Genomic DNA, 18,704 nt, shown 5'->3' on the forward strand with positions numbered 1-18,704 from the left:
AAGATGCAGACGGAAATCTCTTGTCGTCCGGCGTCCTCGGTGGCGCGGGTCACCCTCCAGGCCGGTGAGTCCATCACCTGCGAGGTGGGGGCCATGATCGCCATGAGCCCGGATCTCACCGTGGAGACCTCCTCCCGCAAGAAGGGCGGCAGCGGAGGCCTCGTCGCCGGACTGAAGCGCATGTTCGCGGGCGAGAACTTCTTCCTCAACCACTTCACCGCCCACGCGCCGGACCAGGAGCTCATCCTGGGGCCGGGGCTGATGGGGGACGTCGTCTCCCACCGCCTCAACGGCGGCTCGCTCATCGTGCAGGGCTCGAGCTGGCTCGCGTCGGATCCCGCCATCGAGCTGGACGCCACCTTCCAGGGCCTGGGCAAGGCGCTGTTCTCGGGGGAGAGCGTCTTCTGGGTGCGGTGCACCGGGGTGGGGGACGTGCTGCTGAGCAGCTTCGGGGCCATCTACGAGGTGCAGGTGGACGGCCAGTACGTGGTGGACACCGGGCACATCGTCGCCTTCGAGGACACGCTCCAGTTCGAGATGGGCAAGGCCGCCAGCAGCCTCCTGGGCAGCTTCCTGGGTGGCGAGGGGCTCGTGTGCAAGTTCAACGGCCGCGGCAAGCTGTACTGCCAGAGCCACAATCCGCCGAGCTTCGGAAAGCTGCTCGGCCCCATGCTCAAGCCCCGCCAGGCCTGACGGATCAGCGGAGAGACACGAATGCAACAGGCAACGGCGAGTATTGTCCCGAACGCGGCCCTGGCCCCCGCGGGCGGTCTGCGCTTCGACATCCAACACCGTCCCGATTTCGCGATCCTCGGCGTCAAGCTGGCGCCGGGACAGAAGGTCCTCGCCGAGCCCTCGGCGATGGCGACGATGGACACCACCATCGAGCTGAAGGCGGGCACGCGCGGTGGGCTCGGCAAGTCCTTTGGACGGCTGCTGGGCGGTGAGAGCTTCATCGTCAACACCTTCACCGCGCAGTCGGGTCCCGGCGAGGTGACGCTGGCTCCGGGGACGCCCGGGGACGTGGTGCACTACCGGCTCTCGGGCAACAGCCTGATGCTGCAGCGCGGCTCGTTCCTCGCGCACAGCGAGGGCATCGACATCACGGGCAAGTGGCAGGGCGCGCGCGGCTTCTTCAGCGGCGAGGGCCTGGTGCTGCTCAAGGCGGAGGGCTCCGGAGATCTCTGGTTCAACTCCTACGGCGCCATCCTGGAGATCGACGTCACCCAGGGCTTCGTGGTGGACACCGGCTACATCGTCGCCTTCGAGGACACGCTCCAGTACAAGGTGACGGTGATGCCGGGGCTTCGTCCGGGCTCGAAGGTGAAGAGCTTCCTCTTCGGCGGCGAGGGTCTGGTGTGCCGCTTCAGTGGCAGGGGCAAGGTATGGGTGCAGACCCGTACCGCCGCGCCCTTCCTGCGGTGGATCCACCCCTACCGTCCGGTGCAGAAGAACAACAGCTGAGCCGGGCAGTCCTTACCGGTCCGGGCGATGGCCCGGGCCGGTCCCTCAGTACTCCCACTGGACTCCGCCCAGCACACCGCGCGGGGGCCGTGGGTTGAATTGCTGGTCACCCGCGTTGAGCAGGTTGTAGCCGTTGACGAAGACGTCGAACCCGCCCCGCAGCTTGTAGGTGACCTGGGCCTCGAGATCGAAATACGAGGGCGCCCATACCTCGCGCTCCTCGAGGCCGATCACGTTGACCATGCCGCCATCCGTGCCCAGGTAGTACGGCCGTCCACTCACCCAGGAGCCCCGGACGTTGGCCTCCAGGTTCCACGGGCGGTACTTCGTGGACAGCTGCGCGTTGACGCGGTGCCGCGAGCGGGCCTCCAGCGGGCGGTTGCGCGTCTGGTCCCTCGCATCCAGCAGCATGTACGCCAGGTCCAGGTACGTGGCGCGCACGGGCAGCCGGAAGCGTCCGTTGACCTCGATGCCCTGGGTATACGCCCGGGCCACGTTCTCGTAGCTGAAGGTCACCGGGTCGTCCGGGTTCGGCGTCCCTCCGGCGGTGATGTTGATGAGGTTGGTGAGCCGGGTGTGGAAGGCGCTCGCGGAGAGCACCCACCCATCGATGGGCGGGCGCCAGTCCACGCCGGCGTTCACCGCCGCGGAGCGCTCGGCCGTGAGGCCCCGGTTGCCCGAGACGATGTAGCCGATGCCCTGGTTGGTGAAGCGCAGGTACAGCTCCTGGAAGGACGGCGGGCGGAACCCGAGTCCCACCGAGGCGCGCACCGTCAGCGCGGGGCTCGGATCCAGCTTGAGCGCCAGCCGCGGCGAGGGGGCCCCGCCGAACTGCGAATCCAGGTCGAAGCGGAGGCCCGGTGCCACCTTCAGCTTCGGCCCGGTGCCGTCCGAGGACAGCGCCACGTCCCACTCGTCCTGGACGAACGCGCCGCCCCGGATGCGGCCCACCGGGCTCTCCTCGAGCCGAGCCGAGGTGAGCCGCTCGCCGAGCACCTCGAGGCCCCCGGTGAGCGCGTGGTTGCCGAGCCGGTGGTCCGCCTGGACGACGCCCTCGTAGAGGCGGTTGACGTTCTGCGAGTAGTCGTCGAGCGCCCGCGAGCCGCGCTGGTCCTGCAGGAGCTGGTCGCGGAACAGGCCGAAGTGGCCCCGGACGAGCAGCGAGGTGTCGCTGGCGAGCCGGTTCCTGCCGCCGAGCGACACGTCGAACTGCTCCTGCCGCTGCCGCCGGTCGAGCACGGCGCCCGAGGGGTTGAGGTCGACGGCGTTCTCGTCGCGCAGGTTGTACTGGCTGCGCAGCCACAGGCGCGAGCGGTCATCCGGTGCGTAGGCGAGGGCCACGTCGCCATCGAGCCGGCGGATGCCCGAGCCGCTCGTCGCCGCGTCCGCGGGCACCCAGTCGTACGGGTTGCGGGTGCGGTAGCCGCCGCCCACGCGCACCTCGAAGGGGCCCTGCTTCGTGCCCGCGTTCGCGCGGAAGTCGCCCTCCAGCAGCGTGCCGAACGTGCCCCGGGCTCCCAGCTCCAGCGGGCGCTGCACGTGCCGGGAGATGAGGTTCACCACGCCGCCAATGGCATCCGCGCCGTAGAGCGCCGCCGCGGGTCCCTTGACGATCTCCACCCGCTCCACGTCGCGCAGGCTGAAGCGTCCGAGGTCCAGCGTGGTGCCCACCCGGCCGCTCACGCGCTCGCCGTCCACGAGCACGAGCACGTACTCGGGATCCAACCCCTGCAGGCGCAGGCCCGTGCCCCGGAAGGTGTGCACGAGCTCCACGCCCGGGTGCTGTTGAAGCAGTTGGCCCAGGTCCCGCGCACCCACCGCTTCGATCTGCTTGCGGGTGATGACCTCGGTGGCCACCACCACGTCCTCGAGCTTGCGCTCGGTGCGCGAGGCCGTGACGACCGTCTGCTTGCGCCGGTCGGGCTCCTCGGGCTCGGGCGGCGCCGGGGGCGGGGCAGGGGTGGATTCGGAGATGGCGGGCCCGGCGGCGTCGGGGCTGGAGACGGCCGCGCCGGGCTGCTGGGGATCGATCGGCTGGCTCACCACGAGGGCAGCCACCAGGGGGAGGATCACGGGGTGACTCTCGGCCGGATACCCGTGCCCGTCAATGGGGGCGCACCCGGCGAGCAGGCTCGTGAAACGCGAAAGGGCCCCGGGTTGGAGCCCGGGGCCCTCGATACCCTCACCCCGTCCCTCTCCCAGGGGGAGAGGGGAAGTAGGGGCAGGGGAATCCTGTGACGACGCTGGCGACGGCTACGCGGCCTTCGCCTGGCCCTTGCCGAAGGTCAGCCCGTCCTTGCCCGCGTCCACCACGATGTGGTCCCCGGGCAGGAACTCGCCCCCGAGCACCTTCAGCGCCAGCGGATCCATCAGGTACTTCTGGATGGCCCGCTTCAGCGGCCGCGCGCCGTACGTCGGATCGTAGCCGCGCTCGGACAGCAGATCCTCCGCCTTGTCCGTCAGCTCCAGCGTCAGCCGCTTGTCGCTCAGCAGCTTCTGCAGCCGCGCCACCTGCAGCTCGACGATCTGCCGGATGTCCTTCTTGCGCAGCGGCTCGAAGATGATGACCTCGTCCACGCGGTTGAGGAACTCCGGCCGGAAGTGCTGGCGCAGAATCCCCAGCACGTCCTCGCGCGTTGCCTCGTCCAGATCCTCCTTGCCCTGCATTCCCTCCTGCAGCGCCTGCGAGCCGATGTTGCTCGTCAGGATGAGCACCGTGTTCTTGAAGTCCACGGTCCTGCCCTGGCTGTCCGTCAGCCGGCCCTCGTCCAGGATCTGCAGCAGCATGTTGAAGACGTCCGGGTGGGCCTTCTCGATCTCATCGAACAGGACCACCGTGTAGGGCCGGCGCCGCACCGCCTCGGTGAGCTGGCCGCCCTCCTCGTAGCCGACGTACCCCGGAGGCGCGCCCACCAGCCGGGCCACCGAGTGCTTCTCCATGTACTCGGACATGTCGATGCGCACCATCGCGCTGTCGTCGTCGAAGAGGAACTCCGCCAGGGCCTTGGCCGTCTCCGTCTTTCCCACGCCCGTGGGGCCCAGGAAGATGAACGAGCCGATGGGCCGGTTCGGATCCTGCAACCCCGAGCGCGCCCGGCGCACCGCGTTGCTCACCGCCTCGACGGCGCTGCGCTGGCCGATGACCCGCTTGCCCAGCCGATCCTCCATGTGCACCAGCTTCTGGACCTCGCCCTCCAGCAGCTTGGAGACGGGAATGCCCGTCCACTTGCCCACCACCGCCGCGATGTCCTCCGCGTCCACCTCCTCCTTGAGGAACTTGTGGCTCTTCTGCAGCTCGGCCAGCTTCGCGTTCTGCTGGGCGATCTCCTTCTCCAGGCCGGGGATGACGCCGTACTTGATCTCCGCCGCCTTGTTGAAGTCACCCTGCCGCTCGGCCGACGCCTGATCGTTCTTCGCCTTCTCGAGCTTCTCCTTCTGCTCGCGGATGCCGGCGATGGACTTCTTCTCCGCGTCCCAGTGCGACTTCAGCCCGGTGAAGCGCTCGTTGAGCTCGGCCAGCTCCTTCTCGAGCTTCCCCAACCGATCCACCGAGTGCGGATCCGTCTCCTTGCGCAGGCCCTCGCGCTCGATCTCCAGCTGGTTCATCTTCCGCCGGATGTCGTCGATCTCCGTGGGCATCGAGTCGATCTCGATCCGCAGGCGGCTGCAGGCCTCATCCACGAGATCGATCGCCTTGTCCGGGAGGAAGCGGTCGGCGATGTAGCGGTTGGACAGGTTGGCCGCGGACACCAGGGCGGAGTCCTGGATGCGAACGCCGTGGTGCACCTCGTAGCGCTCCTTGAGGCCGCGCAGGATGCTGATGGTGTCGTGCACGCTGGGCTCGCCCACCATCACCGGCTGGAAGCGCCGCTCCAGGGCCGCGTCCTTCTCGATGTGCTTGCGGTACTCGTCCAGCGTGGTGGCGCCGATGCAGTGCAGCTCGCCGCGCGCCAGCGCCGGCTTGAGCATGTTGCCCGCGTCCATCGAGCCCTCGGCCTTGCCCGCGCCCACCAGGGTGTGCAGCTCGTCGATGAAGAGGATGATCTCCCCCTGCGCGTCCATCACCTCCTTGAGCACCGCCTTGAGCCGCTCCTCGAACTCGCCGCGGAACTTGGCGCCGGCCACCATGGAGCTCAGGTCCAGCGTGACCAGGCGCTTGTTCTTCAACCCCTCGGGCACGTCCCCGTCCACGATGCGGCGCGCCAGGCCCTCGGCGATGGCCGTCTTGCCCACGCCCGGCTCACCGATGAGCACCGGGTTGTTCTTCGTGCGCCGGCTGAGCACCTGGATGCAGCGGCGGATCTCCTCGTCCCGGCCGATGACGGGGTCCAGCTTGCCGGCCCGCGCCGCGTCCGTCAGATCGCGCCCGTACTTCTCCAGCGCCTGGTAGGTGGACTCCGCGTCCTGGCTCGTCACCCGGCTGGAGCCGCGCACGTCCTTCAGGCTGGACAGCACGCGCTCGCGCGTCACGCCCGAGGACTTCATCACCTCGCCCACCGCGCCCTTGTCCTGCGCGAGGGCCAGCAGCAGGTGCTCGCTGGAGATGAAGTCGTCCTTGAGGGACTTGGCCTCGTCCTCGGCCTTGTCGAAAGTCTTCAGCAGCCGCTGGCTGAGCGTCGCGCCCTCGCCGCCCTGCATCCGCGGCAGCTTCTGGAGCGCCTCGCCCAACCGGCCGGCGAACAGCTTCACGTCCACGCCAATCTTGCGCAGCAGGGGCTCGACGATGCCCTCCTTCTGCCCGAGCAGCGCGGTGGCGAGGTGCTCTGGCTCGTAGTTCGGGTTGTCAGCCCGGCGCGCCAGAGACTGCCCTTCCTGGATGGCCTCCTGGGCCTTGACTGTGTACTTGTCGAGTCTCATGACCCCAACGTAAGAGCCGGGGAAGCCTTGGCAAGAACGGGGGGGCCGCCCAGATTTCACTTGTGGCGTGAGCCTGGATGCTTGCAGTCCATACGAACTTCCAGGCTCTCCGGGAGTTGCCTTTCTCCCATCAGCCCGGCTATATGCGCGCCCACGTTGGGGGGCACCCTCTGGAAGCGCACGGCGGTTATCTCATTCGAACTGAATCCCTGGGCGGCCTGAAGCTTCTGGAGCTGGCCCGGCGGGCGCTCGTCGAGGACGGGGCCCCGGCGGACACCCTGCTGTCGGTGTCCGTCTACCGCAAGCGGAAGGTGGTCCGGCTGGCCCTGGACGGCCCCCACACGGCGGGACGCCAGGGCTCGCACTGGTACAGCGAGCATCAGGCACTCGCCCGGCTGCTGTCCAAGGAGGCGGGCCTCACCGTCCACTCCTACGTGTACGACCCCCAGGAGTACGAGGAGGTCATGGCCTTCGGTGGGGGCCAGAACGTGGGCGGGGAGCGGCTGCCGTACGACGAGGTGGAGCTGCCCGAGTGCCTGGACGGGGACTTCGACGACGAGGCCTTCGCGCGGATGCAGGAGCGCTGGCCGCTGGGCCACCTGGCGTGGGTATACGGGGTGGAGCGCGAACTGCTGCTGCAACTGCACCGCATGCAGGGGACGCGGCTGCTGCTCAACGGCGCGGAGCCGGAGGCGGAGCGGCCCCTGGAGCACCTGCTGCGGGGCCTCGCGGCGTGAAGCGCGGGGCCCGGCCGCGGGTCCTCAGTCCTCTTCCTCCACCGCCAGCTCGCCGTCCTGGGCGGTGATGGCCGCACGGACGGCTTCACTGCGGAAGTACTGGCCGAGCAGGGCGAAGGTGCCGGCGACGATCGCCGTCATCACCATGGCGAAGCCGGAGAGCATCCCGGGCAGCATGGCCTTGAACTGGGCGGTGGCCTCGGCGGTGGCCTGGGCGCCCTGGGTCAGGGGGAGGGTGTCCAGGTTCTTGGCGAGGATGGGCCCGAGGCGTTTGCCCACCACGGCCCACTGCGCGCCATCGATGGTGCGCAGCAGGGCGGCGAGGAGCGTGGAGCCCGCGAGCACCCGGCGCATCCGCTCCAGGGGCAGTCCTCCGGGCCGCAGCAGCCGGGCGGCGGACACGAAGACGAAGGAGCACGCCACCGAGAGCGCGCCGAGCACCACCGCGTGTGGCCCGCTCATGGGCTCGAGCACGGCGAAGTACGACTCGGAGAGGTGCGCGCCGCGAACCAGATCCGGGTCCTTGGAGAAGCGCGAGGTGTCGCTGGCGTTGTCCCGCAGTTCCCCCAGGTGGCTGAGCTCCACGGCCTGCTGAAGCGCCATGAAGCCCGAGAGGGCGGAGAGCACCAGGCACACCGCCGCCGCGAAGCGGATGCGCCGCGGCAGGGGTGGGGTGGGGGACTCGGGAGACTTCCTCACCGCTTGCTCGCCTCCACGAAGCGCAGGCGCAGATCGGCGAGGAGGTTGTCGAAGAGCTGCTTCTCCTCGGGGGTGAGGTTGCCGCGCGTCTTGTCGTGCAGCATCCCCAGCAACTCGATGCTCTGACGGGCGAGCAGCAGATCCTGCTCGGCCTTGCCCGTCTCCGGATTGGGCGCCTCACCCAGGTGGATGAGGGCGCTGGAGGCCAGACCGATGAGGAAGGTGCTGAAGGTGATGGCGGCCTCGGGCACCTCACCCCGCATCACGAAGGTTTCTCCGCGCTTCTCATCGCTCATGGCGTCACTCGTCCGATCCGGTGTCCTCGTCCTCGTCGCCCTCGTCCTCGTCCTCGTCGTCGAAGTCCTCTTCGTCCTCGAGCTCGTCGTGCATCACCGTCTCGACGGGGACGGACTTCTCGGCCACGTCAGGCAGGGACTCGATGTGGCGCTGGTACGCCTTCTCTTCCACCGCGCCGGAGCGCAGGTAACGCTCGGCCGTACGCTTGTCGAGCTGCTTGGGGTCTGTCGGGTCGGCCATGGTCAACTCCTCGGAATCTCTTGGAAAAGGGCGCGCCACCTTATAGCAGGGCTACCCTCTGTCAACGCCGCTGAACCCCCACCCATCCGGAGCCGATGAACACCCCCGTCCGTCCGTCCCTTCCCCGAGGCCTCTACGTCCTCTGTGACGACACCGTGCGCCCCGAGCTGCCACTGAGAGAGAAGGCGGCCGGTCTGCTCGCTGGAGGGGCGAGGGTGGTGCAGCTGCGGATGAAGCGGACGCCGCTGCGGGAGGCGCTGGCGGCGGCGCGCGAGGTGGTGGCGGCGTGCCGGAGGGCGGGAGCGGTGTGCCTGGTGAACGACCGGGTGGACCTGGCCCTGCTGTCGGGGGCGCACGGCGTCCATGTGGGAGACGAGGATCTGCCGGCGGAGGAGGCGAGGGCGCTGCTGGGCCCGGAGGGGCTGGTGGGGGTGACGGTGCGGGGCCTGGAGGAGGCGCGAGCGGCCCAGGCGGCCGGCGCGGACTACGTGGGCCTGGGGCCCGTCTTCGGCACGACGACCAAGCAGGTGAACGCGCCGGTGCTGGGGCTGGGGGGCTTCGCCGCGGTGGTGCGTACCAGCCCCGTGCCGGTGGTGGGGATTGGCGGGGTGAAGCTGGAGAACATCGCGGACCTGGCCGCCACGGGGGCACACGGTGGAGCCGTGGCCTCGGACATCCTGCTCGCCGAGGACCTGGCCGAGCGTGTCCGGCGCCTGTCCGCTGCTTTTGACAGGGGCGCCCGGGGGACTAGCCTCGTGGGCGGAGACGTATGAAACCTCATGGCCATGGCCAGGCCCCGCGCCGGCCCAACATCGGCATCACCCCGGACTTCAGCGCCAGCCGGCCTGACTCCCAGTTCTCGTACTACGAGTTGAAGGTGCCCTACGCGGACGCGGTGCTGCGCGCGGGGGGCCTGCCCTTCGTGCTGCCGTACTCGGACGAGCTGGCGTGCGTGGACGCGTACCTGGACCGCATCTCCGGGCTGCTCGTCACGGGCGGGGCCTTCGACATTCCGCCCGAGGCCTATGGCGAGACGGCACGCGAGGGCATGGGGCCCCTGAAGCTGTCGCGCACGGCCTTCGAGACGGCGCTGATGCGTGGGGCGCTCAAGCGCGGCATGCCGGTTCTGGGCATCTGCGGGGGCATGCAACTGCTCAACGTGGTGCTGGGCGGCACGCTGCACCAGGACATCGGCCGCGAGGTGAAGGGCGCGCACGAGCATGAGCAGAAGCATGACCGGACGCACCCGCAGCACCCGGTGGACGTGAAGGATGGAACGCTGCTGGCGGAGGCGCTCGGCAAGGGCCAGCTGATGGTGAACTCCACGCACCACCAGGCGGCGCAGCGGATGGGCGCGCAGGTGGTGGTGAGCGCGGTGTCGCCGGACGGGGTGGTGGAGGCCATCGAGTCCACCCAGTACGGCTTCGCGCTGGGCGTGCAGTGGCACCCGGAGCTGATGCTCAACACGGTGCCGGTGCACGTGGGCGTGTACCGGCTGTTCATCCAGAAGGCGCGAGAGCACCGGCGGTGAGCGGAGCGCCGCGCGTGCTGCTGTGCGCGGGCCATGAGCCCACGGGCCGCGCGGGACTGCTGGCGGACGTGGCCGCGGTGCGGGCGCTCGGGGGCGCTCCGGTGGCGGTGCCCTCGGCGCAGACGGCGCAGGGCCGGGGCACCTTCCTGTACCAGCCCACGCCGGTGCGGGTGCTGGGTGCCCAGGTGAAGGCAGCGCTCGAGCTGGGTCCGCTGCACGCGGTGAAGCTGGGGCAGGTGCCCGGGCCGTCGCTGCTGGAGGCACTGCGCGAGGCGCTCGAGGGCGTGGACGCGTGGTGGGTGGTGGATCCGGTGGTGCGGACGTCGCGGGGCGAGCCGCTCTCGAAGCTGACGCGGCGGCACTACCTGGGCCTGGCGGGGCCGAAGGTGGTGCTCACGCCGAACCTGGACGAAGCGGCGTGGCTGCTCGGCGGAGGCGAGGTGCGCACGGTGGAGGAGGCGCGGGAGGCGGGGAGGGCGTTGGTGGCCCACGGCTTCGGCGCGGTGCTGGTGAAGGGCGGGCACCGGGCCACGGGCGCGGTGGACGTGCTGTGCCTGCCGGCGCGCGACGTGCTGCTGGATGGGGAGCGGCTGGAGCGCCCGCCGGAGCGCCGGGGAACGGGGTGCCGGCTGGGCTCGGCCCTGGCGGTGGAACTGGGGCGAGGCAAGAGCCCCACGGCCGCGGCGCGCCGGGCGAAGTCCTACGTGACGCGCTACCTGCGCACCGGCCGGGACTGAGCGCACGTCCCCAAGCCGTGCCCATTTCCCCCTAGCCGTGCCCACTTCCCCCAGCCGTGCCCACTTCCCCTCTCCCCTCGGGAGAGGGACGGGGTGAGGGTGCCCGTCTCCGTGCTCCCATCCGTGAACGCGAGTCCCGGACATCCGTGCAAGCACTGTCAGACCGGCATGCGACACAGGAGGTCCCGAGCACGGAGAGGAGACATGGCCATCCAGAACGAGCACCGGCTGCGCGAGCTGCTCCAGATTCCGCCCGAGGCCTGGATACCCGAGGACGACAGGCCCGAGTACTGGGACGAGACCTTCATGCGCCTGGGGCGCGGGTACGGCTTCGATCCGGAGGCGGGCGAGTACCCGGTCAACCATGGGCAGTTGGTGTTGGATCTCGCGCGGCTCGTCTCGCCGCTGCTGGACGGAGCGAGGTTCACGCAGGTGCTGCCGGGGCAGGAGGACGTGGAGGGGGAGGAGCGTGCTCCCTCACCGGAAGCCTCCGACAAGGAGGGCGCCGGAACGAACAACCGGTACACGCTGCGCCTGCGGCATGGAGGGCGGCGCTACAGCGTCACGTTCCACGACTTCTCGGGCTTCTACAACATCAACGCGGTGCTGGCCCTGCTCAACGCGGCGCTGGAGGCGAGCGGCACGCCCATGCGCTTCTTCGGCTTCGGAGACGTGGTCGTCGTGGGGCCGCTGCGAGGCGTGCAGCAGGCCATGCGCGAGGGCTTCATCCCCGGCTTCGACGGGGCGGGCGTCTTCGAGGACTGGGAGTTGGAGGAGATCGACGCCTGGAGCGAATCCGGCGATACGCCCGAGTCCCTCGTGAGACAGCTGGAGAAGGGACGCAGGCGCGTGCGGTTCTGCTTCGTGGTGTGAGGCCTACTCGACGCGCGCCCGGCTCTCGAAGCGCGTGTACTCGGCGAGGAAGACGAGGTCGATGTCGCAGATGGGGCCGTTACGTTGCTTGGCGATGACGAGCTGCACGGGGATGGCCGAGCTGGTGCGTTGGACCTCGCCGCCTTCCGCGTTCTCGCCCTGGTCCTCGCGGTGGATGAACATCACCACGTCGGCGTCCTGCTCGATGGCGCCCGACTCACGGAGGTCCGAGAGCATCGGCTTGCCGCCCTTGCGCTCCTCCACCTTACGGCTGAGCTGCGAGAGCGCGATGATGGGCACCTCCAGCTCCTTGGCCAGCTGCTTGAGGCTTCGGGAGATCTCCGAGATTTCCAGCTGGCGGCTCTCCACCTTGCCCTTCTGATGCATGAGCTGGAGGTAGTCGATGATGATCAGCGAGAGCCGGGGATCCCGCTGCTTGAGCCGCCGCGCCTTGGCGCGCAGATCGAACGGGGAGAGGCCGCCCGAGTCGTCGATGTAGATGGGGGCGTTGTAGAGCTTGCCCGCCATCTCCTGGAACTTCTCCTCGTCGTGCGGGGTGAGCCGGCCGCCGCGCAGCTTCTTCATGTCCACGCGGGCGCTCGAGGCCAGCAGACGCATGAGGAGCTGATCCGCGGGCATTTCGAGGCTGAAGATGGCCGCCGCCTTGGGCTCCTCGGCCAGGCCTACGTGCGTGGCGATGTTCATCGCGAAGGACGTCTTTCCGACGCCGGGGCGCGCCGCGAGGATGAGGAGCTCGCCGCCGTGCAGACCGGTGAGCGCCTGGTCCAGGTCGGCGTAGCCGGTGGACAGGCCGGTGATGCCCGTCGTCGCCGTCTTCATCTTGTCCAGCAGGTCCAGCGTGTGCTCCATCAGCTCGCTGACGGGCCGCAGATCTCCCACGCGCTTCTTCTCGGCCAGGAGGAAGACCTTGCGCTCGGCCTCGTCCAGCAGCACGTCCAGCTCGCCCGTTTCCTGGCTGGCGAGCTCCTGGATCTCCCGCCCCGCGTTCGCCAGCCTCCGCCGGAGGGCCTGATCCTTGACGATCTTCGCGTACTGGACGGCGTTGCCCGGCACGGGCACCACCTGATCCAGGCTCATCAGGTAGGCCGGGCCGCCCACCGCCGCCAGCTGTCCGAGCACCTTCAGCTCCTCGGCCAGCGTCAGGTGGTCCACCTGCCGCGAGGAGCCGGCCAGCTTCACCATCGCCGCGAAGATCTGCGCGTGCGCCGGACTGGCGAAGTCGTCCTGGTGCACCACCTCCGCGAGGCTGTCGATGATCGTGTTGTCCGCGAGCACGGCGCCCAGCACCGCGCGCTCAGCGGCGAGGTCCTCGTGAGACCTGCGCCCGCCCGTCCGAATGTCGAGGATGTTGTCCATGGCTCCCGGCCAGTCTACAGGCTCCGCTACGGGGATGTAGCGCGGCAGCCTGATCGCGCCCTCTGACATGCCATGGGGCTCGGGACCGGCTTCCTCCCGCAAATGAAAGGGCCGCCCGGGGGTTGACTCCCGGACGGCCCTTGGCTTCACAGGTACTGAAGACAGTGACGGATACCCTCACCCCGACCCTCTCCCGGAGGGAGAGGGGATGGGACTCAGGCCTCCGCCGCGACCTCGACCTTGATCTTCGCCACCACGTCGCGGTGCAGCCGCAGCTCCACCTCGTACTGACCCGTGGCCTTGATCGGCTCGGGCAGGTGGATGTGACGGCGGTCCACCGTCTGGCCCTGCGAGGCGAGCGCCTCGGCGATGTCCAGCGCGGTGACCGAGCCGTACAGCTTGTCCTGCTCGCCCACCTTGCGGCGGATGACGGCCTTGACCGCGCCGATCTTCTTGGCCTGCTCCTCGGCGGCGCCCTTCAGCTTGGCGTTGCGCGCCGAGATGACCGAGCGCTCGTGCTCAAGCTGGCGCACGTTCTGCTCGGTGGCCAGCACCGCCATCTTGCGCGGCAGCAGGTAGTTGCGGCCGAAGCCGTCCTTCACCGTCACGAGATCTCCGGACTTGCCCAGGCTCGCGACGTCCTCACGAAGAATGACCTTCATGTGATGTCTCCGTTGGTGCGTGAGGGGCGGCGATCAGCCGACCATCGCGTTGTAGGGAAGCATCGCCAGACCGCGGGCGCGCTTGATGGCCGTGGCGATCTCGCGCTGATGCTTGGCGCAATTGCCGGAGATCCGGCGGGGGATGATCTTGCCGCGCTCGGTGACGAAGTACTTCAGCGTGGGCTGATCCTTGAAGTCCACCTTGGCGTTCTTCTCGGCGCAGAAGCGGCAGACCTTCTTGCGGCCAAAGCCACGGCCACCGCGCTTCTCGTCATCGCCACCGGCGCCGCCGCGATCACCGCGGTCACCGCCACGATCCCTGTCGCCACCGCGGTCCCGGTCACCACCGCCGCGGGAAGCATTCCTGTCATTGCCAATCATGAGTGTTCTCTCTTCTCTGGAATGGATCCGTAGAAGAAGACCGCGGGGGCACTAGGCCTCCTCGGTCCCCTCCTCCTCGACCTCGGAAACATCCTCGGACACCGCCGCGCGCTCGACACCGGCGGGAGCGCCCGGACGGGTCTCCTCGACGTCACCGGCCAGCTTGAGATCCTCGAGCACCGGACGGCTCTCGGGATCCACCTCGTCCGCCAGCTTGGTGGACAGGAAGCGGGTGACCTCGTCGTAGTTGCGGAGGTTACGCTCAAGCTCCGCCACCAGCCCGCTGGCGCCCAGGTAGCTGGCGTGCACGTAGATGGCGCGGGGCTGCTTGGCGATGGGGAAGGCGGTCTTCTTCTTGCCCCACACCGTGAAGCGGAGGACCTTGCCACCCTCACGGCCGACGATGCCCCGGACGCGCTCCTTGAGCTTGTCCACGGTGTCGTCGGTGAGGTCCGGCTTGACCAGGAAGATGGTCTCGTACTCACGAAGCCGCTTGGCGGCCTGCGTCTCAGCCATGTTTCTCTCCCCTTGGGGTTGAGTGCCCCCCGGAGGTCCGAGGAGCGGGGAAACGGTCAGCCGGTCCAAGGGGGACCGTCCGCCGGGAACGGGAAAACCACGCGCCCGTCTCCCTCGCGTTTCGTCCCGGAGGCTCGCGCACCCGGGATGATGGAAAAGAACATCCCCGCCCCGCCGAAGCTTCCGGACAGTAGGGAAGGGGCCTTCTACGGGGGGGAGGACCCCGAGTCAAGGCGCCCGCTTGTTGTAGCGGTTCATGGCCGTGGCCAGCCCGTCGCGCACCCAGGTGTCGGCCGCGTCCGCCGCCAGGGCGATCAGGTCATCCAGCTGACGGCGCTCGGCGTCATCGAAGTTGGACAGCACGTAGCCGGCCACCCGCTCCTTGGCGTTGGGGCCCTGGGGCTTGCCGATGCCGAAGCGCAGGCGGATGAAGCTGTCCGCTCCCAGGCTGGACACGGTGCTCTTCAGCCCGTTGTGGCCCCCGCTGCCCCCGCCCGCCTTGAGCTGCAGCCGCCCGAAGGGCATGTCCAGCTCGTCGTGGATGACGAGGATGTCCTCCACCGCCACCTTGTAGAAGCGCGCCGCCTCGGCCACCGAGCGGCCAGACAGGTTCATGTACGTCTGCGGCTCCAGGAAGAGGACCTTCTCGCCGCCCAGGGTGCCCTGGCCCACCCGGGCCTGGAACTTCTCGTGGTTGAGCTCGGCGCGCGCCCGCGGCAGCAGCGCCTCCACCACCATGAAGCCGATGTTGTGCCGGTGGCGCTCGTACTCGCGCCCGGGATTGCCCAGTCCACAGATGAGCTTCATGGCAGTGACTCCGGAAAAACAGACGGGGCCAGCCTTGTGGGCTGACCCCGCGTGTACGGCAGGACGAAGAGACTACTTCTTCGCGCCGGCCGCGGGCTTGGCCGCCGCACCGGCCGCGGGCTTGGCCGCCGCCGCACCAGCCGCCGGCTTGGCCGCAGCCGCCGCCGCGGGAGCCGCAGCCGCCGCCGCGGGAGCCGCCTCGGCCGCACCCTCGGGCGCGCTCACGACGGCGATGGTGTAGTTCACGTTCGTCTTCACCACCACGCCCTCGGGCAGCTTCACATCGTTGATGTGCATGGCCATGGCGATCTTCAGCGGCGTCACGTCCACCTCGATCTTCTCGGGGATGGCGCGCGGCTTGGCGTAGACCTCGAGCTCACGGCGGATCTGCGTGAGCAGACCGCCATCGGCCAGACCCTCGGCCTTGCCGATGAGGACGAGGGGCACGTTCACCTTCACCTGGTCCTCCTCGCGCACGGCGATGAAGTCCACGTGGAGGATGTCGCGGGTGACCGGATCCCGCTGGTAGTCCTTGAAGAGGACCTGCTGGTCAGCGCCCACGCCCTTGAGGGTGATGAGGGTGTTCATCTTGTGGGGGGTGTTGATGGCCGCGCGAACGGCCTTCGGGTCGACGGCCACGCTCAGGGGCTTCTCCAAGTGCTTGCCGTAGACGACGGCGGGCACCAGGCCCTGGCTGCGCAGACGGCGGGCGGCGCCCTTGCCGGCGCCCTCACGCGCCTTCACCTCGAGCGTGCTCTTGTCGATGGACATGGATTTCCTCGGTATGGGGACTGCGATGTGACCGCGCTGGACCCTGGCGCCTCTGGCATCCCGCCCCCGTGGCGGGCCCCAAGACGGCGCCTTCCGGAAGCGAAGGGCCCGCGTGGTGTGGGTGCGACATGCCAGCGCGGACGGCCAGAGTCAAGCCGCCCGGCGGATACCGGCGGATCAACAGAGCCCTTCTCCGCCTAGACGAAGAGGGAGCTGAGCGAGTCGGCGCGGTGGATGCGCGCGATGGCCTCACCGAAAAGGCGCTCGGTGGTGATGATCTTCAGCTTGCCGCAGGCCTGGGCGGCCGGCGAGAGGGGGACCGTGTCCGTGAGGACGACCTCCTCCAGCACCGACTCCTGGATGCGCTGGATGGCGGGCCCGGAGAGGATGGGGTGGACGGCATAGGCCACGATCCGGCGCGCGCCCCGCTCCTTGAGGGCGGCGGCCGCCTGGGTGAGCGTGCCGGCCGTGTCCACCATGTCGTCCACCAGCACCGCGTCCTTGCCGGTGACGTCTCCGATGAGGTTCATCACCTCGGAGGAGTTGGGCCGCGGCCGGCGCTTGTCGATGATGGCCAGGCCGCAGTTGAGGCGCTTGGAGTAGGCGCGCGCCCGCTCCACGCCGCCCGCGTCCGGCGACACGATGACCAGGTCCTGCGTGTCCGGGAACTTCTTGCGCAGGTCATCCAGGAAGACCGGCGAGGCGTAGAGGTGATCCGAGGGGATGTTGAAGAAGCCCTGGATCTGCCCGGCGTGCATGTCCATGGACACCACGCGCGTGGCCCCGGCCACCTCCAGCAGATCCGCGATCAGCTTGGCGGTGATGGGCGTGCGCGGCGCCACCTTCCGGTCCTGCCGGGCATACCCGTAGTAGGGGATGACGGCGTTGATGGAGCCGGCGCTCGCGCGCTTGAGCGCGTCGCAGATGATGAGCAGCTCCATGAGGTGATCATTCGCCGGCGGGCACGTGGACTGGACGATGAAGACGTCCGAGCCGCGGACGTTCTCGCCGATCTCCACGTGAATCTCCCCGTCCGAGAAGCGGCCGACCGAGGCCTTCCCCAAGGGACGCTTGAGATAGTCGCAGATGCGGTGGGCCAGACCGGGGTTGGAGCTCCCGGTGAACACCTTGAAGTCGCGGGGCTGCTGCATGGGCGCGCTACTAGCGCGCCCCGTGGCGGAAGGGAAGCCCCTTCCTCCAACCCCCGGGAGCGGTGCTCAGTCGTGGTCGCTGGCGGCGGCCAGGAAGGGGCTCGGTGCCCCGCCCGGCATGTGCTGCTGCCGCTCGTACTCCTGCAGGATGGTTCGCTCCATCTGGTTGCGCGTGTCCGCGTTGAGCGGATGGGCGATGTCCTTGTACGTGCCGTCCTTGCGGCGCTTGGCCGGCATGGCGATGAACAAGCCGGAAGCCCCGTGGATGACCTTCAAGTCCCGGATCACGAAACAGTGATCCAGCGTGATGGTCACATAGGCCTTCAGCTTATCCTCGTCGACCGGGTACACCTTGACGTCGGTGATGTTCATGGTCCCCCCACAGACCCTAGAGGTACGAGCCAGGGAGGCAGCCTGAGTCAGACCGGCCCGGAAAAGCAAGTCTGTCGGGGCTTCTTGTGCGTCAACCGATGCCCCGATGACACATGTGGGCCAGGAAGGCGAGGTGGTACACGTCGATGACGACGTAGAGGGCGGCGCCAGCCTGGATGGCCCGCTGGCTCAGCTGCATGGAGCGGTGCAGGCACAGCAGCGTCAGCCCGAGGCTCACGATGGTGACCTTGATGGCCATGAAGGCCAGGGGCGAGTGCTCGTAGGCCACCCGCATGAGCGGGTTCAGCTCCTCGGCCACCTCCAGCTGTAAAAAGGTGAGGGTGAAGAGCCCGTCCAGGAGGTTGAGCACCAGCAGCAGCACCGCCGCCGGCGTGATGTGGAACGAAGCTCCCTCGATACCCGCCCAACGTGTTGCCTGCGTCGTCGCCGCCACCCGGACCTCCCCGTTGGAATCCGGGGCGGGGTTCTTCAAGATGCTTGCCAACGCGCGGGGGGTCCTGGAGGCCCTCTGCGGGAAGCGCGGGCGGGTTTTGAAAGTTGACGTGCCAGGAGGGGCGTGACAGAGGAGACCCGCGCTCCCGCACAGCCTCCCGAAGAGTCCTCCGCGTGCAACAATTTCCCAATGACATCGGGTGGATAGAGGTCATCTGCGGTTCGATGTTCTCCGGCAAGACGGAGGAGTTGATCCGCCGCATCAAGCGGGCCGTCTACGGCAAGCAGGCCGTCCAGGTGTTCAAGCCGCGACTGGACAACCGCTATGACGAGACCCAGGTGGTCAGCCACTCCCAGTTGAAATTGACGTCCATTCCGATCGAACGGGCTGAAGAAATTTTCCACCACCTGTCCCCCAAGACGCAGGTGGTGGGCATCGACGAGGTGCAGTTCTTCGGGGCCGAGGTGGTGGCGGTGTGTGAGGCACTGGCCAACCGGGGGATTCGCGTCATCGTCGCGGGGCTGGACCAGGACTACCAGGGCCGCCCCTTCGAGCCGATGCCGCAACTGCTGGCCATCGCCGAGTACGTGACGAAGCAACTGGCCATCTGCGTGGTGTGTGGGAATCCGGCCAACCGCTCGCAGCGGTTGGTGGATAGTGGAGAGCGCGTGGTGGTGGGCGCCGCCGGGGCCTACGAGGCGCGCTGCCGCAAGTGCCACCGGGCCGAGCCCACCGAGGCCACGCCTCCTCAGACGCTCGATCTGTTCGAACACTGAAG

The 18,704-nt window shown here is 68.9% G+C and carries 22 protein-coding genes; 8 read left to right on the forward strand and 14 right to left on the reverse strand.

Annotation, left to right across the window (positions count from 1 at the left end; genetic code table 11):
* Positions 1-3 precede the first annotated feature (3 nt).
* Together NR798_RS15615 and NR798_RS15620 are read left to right on the forward strand one after the other, a co-directional pair.
* Complete coding sequence (locus NR798_RS15615; protein ID WP_375772266.1) at positions 4-693, forward strand: TIGR00266 family protein; 690 nt, start codon at positions 4-6, stop codon at positions 691-693.
* Positions 694-783: 90 nt separating this feature from the next.
* Positions 784-1,464: a TIGR00266 family protein gene (locus NR798_RS15620; RefSeq protein ID WP_375773770.1), complete on the forward strand. Its 681-nt coding sequence runs from the start codon at positions 784-786 to the stop codon at positions 1,462-1,464.
* 45 nt (positions 1,465-1,509) lie between these two features.
* Here NR798_RS15620 and NR798_RS15625 read toward each other — a convergent pair whose 3' ends face one another.
* Together NR798_RS15625 and clpB are read right to left on the reverse strand one after the other, a co-directional pair.
* Complete coding sequence (locus NR798_RS15625; RefSeq protein WP_375772267.1) at positions 1,510-3,537, reverse strand: TonB-dependent receptor plug domain-containing protein; 2,028 nt, start codon at positions 3,535-3,537, stop codon at positions 1,510-1,512.
* Positions 3,538-3,717: 180 nt separating this feature from the next.
* On the reverse strand, positions 3,718-6,321 hold the full coding sequence (gene clpB / locus NR798_RS15630; RefSeq protein WP_375772268.1) for an ATP-dependent chaperone ClpB: 2,604 nt from the start codon (positions 6,319-6,321) through the stop codon (positions 3,718-3,720).
* Between the two features lie 143 nt (positions 6,322-6,464).
* On the opposite strand from clpB, the gene NR798_RS15635 reads away from it, so the two are divergent.
* A complete protein-coding gene (locus NR798_RS15635) occupies positions 6,465-7,058 on the forward strand; it encodes a hypothetical protein (RefSeq protein WP_375772269.1) in 594 nt (197 codons plus the stop codon).
* Positions 7,059-7,082: 24 nt separating this feature from the next.
* On the opposite strand, the gene NR798_RS15640 is transcribed toward NR798_RS15635, so the two are convergent.
* The 3 genes from NR798_RS15640 to NR798_RS15650 are packed head-to-tail and all read right to left on the reverse strand — an operon-like array spanning position 7,083 to position 8,294.
* Entirely contained in the window at positions 7,083-7,757 is a 675-nt protein-coding gene (locus NR798_RS15640) for a hypothetical protein (protein ID WP_375772270.1), read from the reverse strand.
* On the reverse strand, positions 7,754-8,053 hold the full coding sequence (locus NR798_RS15645; protein ID WP_375772271.1) for a DUF1844 domain-containing protein: 300 nt from the start codon (positions 8,051-8,053) through the stop codon (positions 7,754-7,756). Before NR798_RS15645 ends, NR798_RS15640 begins: the two co-directional genes overlap by 4 nt.
* Before the next feature lie 4 nt (positions 8,054-8,057).
* Positions 8,058-8,294: a hypothetical protein gene (locus tag NR798_RS15650; protein WP_375772272.1), complete on the reverse strand. Its 237-nt coding sequence runs from the start codon at positions 8,292-8,294 to the stop codon at positions 8,058-8,060.
* A gap of 95 nt (positions 8,295-8,389) precedes the next feature.
* On the opposite strand from NR798_RS15650, the gene thiE reads away from it, so the two are divergent.
* The 4 genes from thiE to NR798_RS15670 all read left to right on the forward strand — a co-directional run bounded on the left by thiE (position 8,390) and on the right by NR798_RS15670 (position 11,435).
* Positions 8,390-9,067 (forward strand): thiamine phosphate synthase, encoded by a 678-nt coding sequence (gene thiE / locus NR798_RS15655; protein WP_375772273.1) that lies wholly within the window; start codon positions 8,390-8,392, stop codon positions 9,065-9,067.
* The gene (locus NR798_RS15660) at positions 9,064-9,825 is read left to right on the forward strand and encodes a gamma-glutamyl-gamma-aminobutyrate hydrolase family protein (protein ID WP_375772274.1); all 762 of its coding nucleotides are present in this window, start codon (positions 9,064-9,066) and stop codon (positions 9,823-9,825) included. The genes thiE and NR798_RS15660 overlap by 4 nt, the downstream gene beginning before the upstream one ends.
* Complete coding sequence (locus NR798_RS15665; protein WP_375772275.1) at positions 9,822-10,562, forward strand: hydroxymethylpyrimidine/phosphomethylpyrimidine kinase; 741 nt, start codon at positions 9,822-9,824, stop codon at positions 10,560-10,562. Before NR798_RS15660 ends, NR798_RS15665 begins: the two co-directional genes overlap by 4 nt.
* A gap of 204 nt (positions 10,563-10,766) precedes the next feature.
* Positions 10,767-11,435 (forward strand): hypothetical protein, encoded by a 669-nt coding sequence (locus NR798_RS15670; RefSeq protein WP_375772276.1) that lies wholly within the window; start codon positions 10,767-10,769, stop codon positions 11,433-11,435.
* A gap of 3 nt (positions 11,436-11,438) precedes the next feature.
* On the opposite strand, the gene dnaB is transcribed toward NR798_RS15670, so the two are convergent.
* The 9 genes from dnaB to NR798_RS15715 form a co-directional block, all read right to left on the reverse strand.
* Complete coding sequence (gene dnaB / locus NR798_RS15675) at positions 11,439-12,812, reverse strand: replicative DNA helicase (protein ID WP_375772277.1); 1,374 nt, start codon at positions 12,810-12,812, stop codon at positions 11,439-11,441.
* Positions 12,813-13,027: 215 nt separating this feature from the next.
* Positions 13,028-13,474: a 50S ribosomal protein L9 gene (gene rplI / locus NR798_RS15680; RefSeq protein WP_375772278.1), complete on the reverse strand. Its 447-nt coding sequence runs from the start codon at positions 13,472-13,474 to the stop codon at positions 13,028-13,030.
* Between the two features lie 33 nt (positions 13,475-13,507).
* On the reverse strand, positions 13,508-13,855 hold the full coding sequence (gene rpsR, locus NR798_RS15685; RefSeq protein WP_375772279.1) for a 30S ribosomal protein S18: 348 nt from the start codon (positions 13,853-13,855) through the stop codon (positions 13,508-13,510).
* A 51-nt stretch (positions 13,856-13,906) separates the two neighbouring features.
* A complete protein-coding gene (rpsF, locus tag NR798_RS15690; protein WP_375772280.1) occupies positions 13,907-14,371 on the reverse strand; it encodes a 30S ribosomal protein S6 in 465 nt (154 codons plus the stop codon).
* Positions 14,372-14,599: 228 nt separating this feature from the next.
* A complete protein-coding gene (pth, locus tag NR798_RS15695; protein WP_375772281.1) occupies positions 14,600-15,178 on the reverse strand; it encodes an aminoacyl-tRNA hydrolase in 579 nt (192 codons plus the stop codon).
* 72 nt (positions 15,179-15,250) lie between these two features.
* Positions 15,251-15,943: a 50S ribosomal protein L25/general stress protein Ctc gene (locus NR798_RS15700; protein ID WP_375773771.1), complete on the reverse strand. Its 693-nt coding sequence runs from the start codon at positions 15,941-15,943 to the stop codon at positions 15,251-15,253.
* 203 nt (positions 15,944-16,146) lie between these two features.
* Positions 16,147-17,100 carry a ribose-phosphate pyrophosphokinase gene (locus NR798_RS15705; protein ID WP_375772282.1) on the reverse strand — a complete coding sequence of 318 codons (954 nt, stop codon included), beginning with the start codon at positions 17,098-17,100 and terminating at the stop codon, positions 16,147-16,149.
* Between the two features lie 66 nt (positions 17,101-17,166).
* Entirely contained in the window at positions 17,167-17,472 is a 306-nt protein-coding gene (gene spoVG / locus NR798_RS15710; protein ID WP_375772283.1) for a septation regulator SpoVG, read from the reverse strand.
* 91 nt (positions 17,473-17,563) lie between these two features.
* Complete coding sequence (locus tag NR798_RS15715) at positions 17,564-17,965, reverse strand: DUF5658 family protein (RefSeq protein ID WP_375772284.1); 402 nt, start codon at positions 17,963-17,965, stop codon at positions 17,564-17,566.
* A 134-nt stretch (positions 17,966-18,099) separates the two neighbouring features.
* Between NR798_RS15715 and NR798_RS15720 the strand changes: the two genes are divergently transcribed.
* Complete coding sequence (locus NR798_RS15720; RefSeq protein ID WP_375772285.1) at positions 18,100-18,702, forward strand: thymidine kinase; 603 nt, start codon at positions 18,100-18,102, stop codon at positions 18,700-18,702.
* The last annotated feature ends 2 nt before the right edge of the window (positions 18,703-18,704 follow it).

Source organism: Archangium gephyra (assembly GCF_042230915.1).
Lineage (GTDB): Bacteria > Myxococcota > Myxococcia > Myxococcales > Myxococcaceae > Archangium > Archangium gephyra_B.